Consider the following 5,778-nt stretch of genomic DNA (forward strand, 5'->3'; position numbering starts at 1 on the left):
GGTGTTAAATGTGGGAGGCCCCAACCGTTTGGTTGGGGCCTCGACCAATGTGTGTCCGGCGGTGTCCTACTCTCCCACACCCTCCCGGGTGCAGTACCATCGGCGCTGTGGGTCTTAGCTTCCGGGTTCGGAATGGGACCGGGCGTTTCCCCCACGCTATGACCGCCGTAACCTTGTTACCCGTCCCAACCCTGGGGTTGGTGGGAAGACTGTGGTTACAACATGTGTGGTGTTGTTATTCAGTTGTTGGTTCCGTGCCGTATCAAACCCCGGTGTTGGGGGTTGTTGGTTGGGAACCACATAGTGGACGCAAGCAGATTTTGTATGTATCTGTGTGGTGTAAGTTGTTGGCCTATTAGTACCGGTCAGCTTCACGAGTCGTTAGTCCTCGCTTCCACATCCGGCCTATCAACCCAGTGGTCTGGCTGGGGGCCTCTCACACATAAAGTGTATGGAAATCTCATCTTGAAGCGAGCTTCCCGCTTAGATGCTTTCAGCGGTTATCCCATCCGAACGTAGCTAATCAGCGGTGCACTTGGCAGTACAACTGACACACCAGAGGTTCGTCCGTCCCGGTCCTCTCGTACTAAGGACAGCCCTTCTCAAATTTCCTGCGCGCGCAGCGGATAGGGACCGAACTGTCTCACGACGTTCTAAACCCAGCTCGCGTACCGCTTTAATGGGCGAACAGCCCAACCCTTGGGACCTACTCCAGCCCCAGGATGCGACGAGCCGACATCGAGGTGCCAAACCATGCCGTCGATATGGACTCTTGGGCAAGATCAGCCTGTTATCCCCGAGGTACCTTTTATCCGTTGAGCGACGGCCATTCCACAATGTACCGCCGGATCACTAGTCCCGACTTTCGTCCCTGCTCGAGATGTCTCTCTCACAGTCAAGCTCCCTTGTGCACTTACACTCGACACCTGATTGCCAACCAGGCTGAGGGAACCTTTGGGCGCCTCCGTTACTTTTTAGGAGGCAACCGCCCCAGTTAAACTACCCATCAGGCACTGTCCCTGACCCGGATTACGGGCCGAAGTTAGATGTCCAAAGTGACCAGAGTGGTATTTCAACGATGACTCCACCCGAACTGGCGTCCGGGCTTCAACGTCTCCCACCTATCCTACACAAGCCACTCCGAACACCAATACCAAACTATAGTAAAGGTCTCGGGGTCTTTCCGTCCTGCTGCGCGTAACGAGCATCTTTACTCGTACTGCAATTTCGCCGAGTTTATGGTTGAGACAGCGGGGAAGTCGTTACTCCATTCGTGCAGGTCGGAACTTACCCGACAAGGAATTTCGCTACCTTAGGATGGTTATAGTTACCACCGCCGTTTACTGGGGCTTAAATTCTCAGCTTCGCCGTGAGGCTAACCGGTCCTCTTAACCTTCCAGCACCGGGCAGGAGTCAGTCCGTATACATCGTCTTGCGACTTCGCACGGACCTGTGTTTTTAGTAAACAGTCGCTTCCCCCTGGTCTCTGCGGCCCCGATCCCCTCCACACCGCGAAGGTGTATCAAGGTTGGGGCCCCCCTTCTCCCGAAGTTACGGGGGCATTTTGCCGAGTTCCTTAACCATAATTCTCTCGATCGCCTTAGTATTCTCTACCTGATCACCTGTGTCGGTTTGGGGTACGGGCGGCTAAAACCTCGCGTCGATGCTTTTCTCGGCAGCATAGGATCACCAAATCCCCCCAAACGGGGGTCCCATCAGATCTCAGGCACCATGAGTGGCGGATTTGCCTACCACTCGCCCTACATCCTTAGACCGGGACAACCATCGCCCGGCTCGGCTACCTTCCTGCGTCACACCTGTTAATACGCTTGCCTCCCAGGATCAGGTCCCGCGCTCCACCAAAACCCACAACACCACAAGGGTGAGCGGGCAGGTCTCGGGCGGTTAGTATCCCCTGTTCAACATGGACGGTTTTTCGCCGGTACGGGAATATCAACCCGTTGTCCATCGACTACGCCTGTCGGCCTCGCCTTAGGTCCCGACTTACCCAGGGCAGATTAGCTTGACCCTGGAACCCTTGATCATTCGGCGGACGGGTTTCTCACCCGTCTTTCGCTACTCATGCCTGCATTCTCACTCGTGTAGGCTCCACCGCTGGTTTACACCGCGACTTCACCGCCCACACGACGCTCCCCTACCCATCCAAACACCTGAACCACGAAGGCTTAGTAAATGTTTGAATGCCACAACTTCGGCGGTGTACTTGAGCCCCGCTACATTGTCGGCGCGGAATCACTTGACCAGTGAGCTATTACGCACTCTTTTAAGGGTGGCTGCTTCTAAGCCAACCTCCTGGTTGTCTGGGCAACTCCACATCCTTTCCCACTTAGCACACGCTTAGGGGCCTTAGTTGGTGGTCTGGGCTGTTTCCCTCTCGACTATGAAGCTTATCCCCCACAGTCTCACTGCTGCGCTCTCACTTACCGGCATTCGGAGTTTGGCTGACGTCAGTAACCTTGTAGGGCCCATTAGCCATCCAGTAGCTCTACCTCCAGCAAGAAACACGCAACGCTGCACCTAAATGCATTTCGGGGAGAACCAGCTATCACGAAGTTTGATTGGCCTTTCACCCCTACCCACAGCTCATCCCCTCCATTTTCAACTGAAGTGGGTTCGGTCCTCCACGACGTCTTACCGTCGCTTCAACCTGGCCATGGGTAGATCACTTCGCTTCGGGTCTAGATCACGCCACTGCAACGCCCTATTCAGACTCGCTTTCGCTACGGCTGCCCCACACGGGTTAACCTCGCGACGTAACACTAACTCGCAGGCTCATTCTTCAAAAGGCACGCCGTCACCAGAATCAGACTGGCTCCGACGGATTGTAAGCACACGGTTTCAGGTACTGTTTCACTCCCCTCCCGGGGTACTTTTCACCTTTCCCTCACGGTACTGGTCCGCTATCGGTCATTAGGGAGTATTTAGGCTTATCAGGTGGTCCTGACAGATTCGCACGGGATTTCTCGGGCCCCGTACTACTTGGGATACTCTCACAGGCGGCACAAACACATTACGGTTACGGGACTAACACCCTCTCTGGCCGGCCTTTCAAAACCGTTCACCTATGCGCGCACATCACACCCCACCAGCCCGGCAGAACTGGTATGGAAAGTCCCACAACCCCGACCATGCAACGCCCGCCGGCTATCACACATGGAACGGTTTAGCCTGATCCGCGTTCGCTCGCCACTACTAACGGAATCACTATTGTTTTCTCTTCCTGCGGGTACTGAGATGTTTCACTTCCCCGCGTTCCCCCCACGCACCCTATGTGTTCAGGTACGGGTCACCAAGTCACTCGCGCGCTTGGCGGGGTTTCCCCATTCGGACACCCTGGGATCACAGTCCGGTTATCGACTCCCCCAGGCTTATCGCAGATTCCTACGTCCTTCTTCGGCTCCTAATGCCAAGGCATCCACCGTGTGCTCTTAAAAACTTGACCACAAAGATCAAAAAAAATTTCTCGAGAGAACCACAGAAACCAACCACACCCCAACACCCACAAAGGGCATCAACAGCGCAGCCAGATCCAGGTTCATATTCTTGGAAATTGCTTCTTATACAAGATGCTCGCGTCCACTATGTAGTTCTCAAACAACAACCCCAAACCACACACCCCACACACCACGCCCGCAACAGCAGACGCACCCATGCATGATCGATGCAGCCAGGAAACCAGAAACAAACAAACCCACCAACAACCCCCACCCAAACAGGCAGGAGCCGTCCGTGGTCCTGTTGCCTCAGGACCCAACAGTGTGCCAAACACTAAACCGCGCCATCACCCACCCACCGTTCCAGAACCATCACTGGCTCGTACTAAGACAAGCAGAAAACACCACGACCGCTATTTGTTGATATTCCACCCTTGAGCACCCGCCACGAAACACTCGTCCGCGAAACGGGCCTTTACTCCTGACAACACCACCACCCCGCATACACGGGACAGCAACCGTTGTAGGTGCTCCTTAGAAAGGAGGTGATCCAGCCGCACCTTCCGGTACGGCTACCTTGTTACGACTTAGTCCCAATCGCCAGTCCCACCTTCGACAGCTCCCTCCCACAAGGGGTTAGGCCACCGGCTTCGGGTGTTACCAACTTTCGTGACTTGACGGGCGGTGTGTACAAGGCCCGGGAACGTATTCACCGCAGCGTTGCTGATCTGCGATTACTAGCGACTCCGACTTCATGGGGTCGAGTTGCAGACCCCAATCCGAACTGAGACCGGCTTTTTGGGATTAGCTCCACCTCACAGTATCGCAACCCTTTGTACCGGCCATTGTAGCATGCGTGAAGCCCAAGACATAAGGGGCATGATGATTTGACGTCGTCCCCACCTTCCTCCGAGTTGACCCCGGCAGTCTCCTATGAGTCCCCACCATCACGTGCTGGCAACATAGAACGAGGGTTGCGCTCGTTGCGGGACTTAACCCAACATCTCACGACACGAGCTGACGACAACCATGCACCACCTGTAAACCGACCGCAAGCGGGGCACCTGTTTCCAGGTATTACCGGTTCATGTCAAGCCTTGGTAAGGTTCTTCGCGTTGCATCGAATTAATCCGCATGCTCCGCCGCTTGTGCGGGCCCCCGTCAATTCCTTTGAGTTTTAGCCTTGCGGCCGTACTCCCCAGGCGGGGCACTTAATGCGTTAGCTACGGCGCGGAAAACGTGGAATGTCCCCCACACCTAGTGCCCAACGTTTACGGCATGGACTACCAGGGTATCTAATCCTGTTCGCTCCCCATGCTTTCGCTCCTCAGCGTCAGTTAATGCCCAGAGACCTGCCTTCGCCATCGGTGTTCCTCCTGATATCTGCGCATTTCACCGCTACACCAGGAATTCCAGTCTCCCCTACATCACTCTAGTCTGCCCGTACCCACCGCAGATCCGGAGTTGAGCCCCGGACTTTCACGGCAGACGCGACAAACCGCCTACGAGCTCTTTACGCCCAATAATTCCGGATAACGCTTGCGCCCTACGTATTACCGCGGCTGCTGGCACGTAGTTAGCCGGCGCTTCTTCTGCAGGTACCGTCACTTTCGCTTCTTCCCTACTGAAAGAGGTTTACAACCCGAAGGCCGTCATCCCTCACGCGGCGTCGCTGCATCAGGCTTCCGCCCATTGTGCAATATTCCCCACTGCTGCCTCCCGTAGGAGTCTGGGCCGTGTCTCAGTCCCAGTGTGGCCGGTCACCCTCTCAGGCCGGCTACCCGTCGTCGCCTTGGTAGGCCATTACCCCACCAACAAGCTGATAGGCCGCGAGTCCATCCAAAACCACAAAAGCTTTCCACCAACCACCATGCGATGGAAGGTCATATCCGGTATTAGACCCAGTTTCCCAGGCTTATCCCAGAGTCAAGGGCAGGTTACTCACGTGTTACTCACCCGTTCGCCACTAATCCCCAGTGCAAGCACCAGTTCATCGTTCGACTTGCATGTGTTAAGCACGCCGCCAGCGTTCATCCTGAGCCAGGATCAAACTCTCCGTTGAAGTAAAACAGACACAACCAAGCAGGTGGAAATAACACCACACCCGGCTGCACAAAATTTGAAACCAGCTGTAAAAACCAGACCACACCACGGGGTGGCGGATCCAGTCAATTCAACCAATCCATAAAACAATTGGTATCAACAAACTTGGCACACTATTGAGTTCTCAAACAACAGACACACCCGGCACCACCACAACCAAAAACCAGTCGCAGATCGCTCCGGAGCAACTTTCCAAACTTACCCGATCCCCCACCCCAAC

3 rRNA genes are annotated in these 5,778 nt (G+C 55.1%); all 3 read right to left on the minus strand.

Annotated features, from left to right (window positions below):
- Nucleotides 1-53 precede the first annotated feature (53 nt).
- Nucleotides 54-170 (minus strand): 5S ribosomal RNA (gene rrf / locus DC347_RS20445).
- 164 nt (nt 171-334) lie between these two features.
- Nucleotides 335-3,463, minus strand: a 23S ribosomal RNA gene (locus DC347_RS20450).
- Between the two features lie 530 nt (nt 3,464-3,993).
- A 16S ribosomal RNA gene (locus DC347_RS20455) occupies nt 3,994-5,517 on the minus strand.
- Together the 16S, 23S and 5S rRNA genes form the textbook arrangement of a ribosomal RNA operon.
- Nucleotides 5,518-5,778 lie beyond the last annotated feature (261 nt).

The organism is Pseudarthrobacter sp. AG30 (assembly GCF_003116525.1).
Taxonomy (GTDB): Bacteria; Actinomycetota; Actinomycetes; order Actinomycetales; family Micrococcaceae; genus Arthrobacter.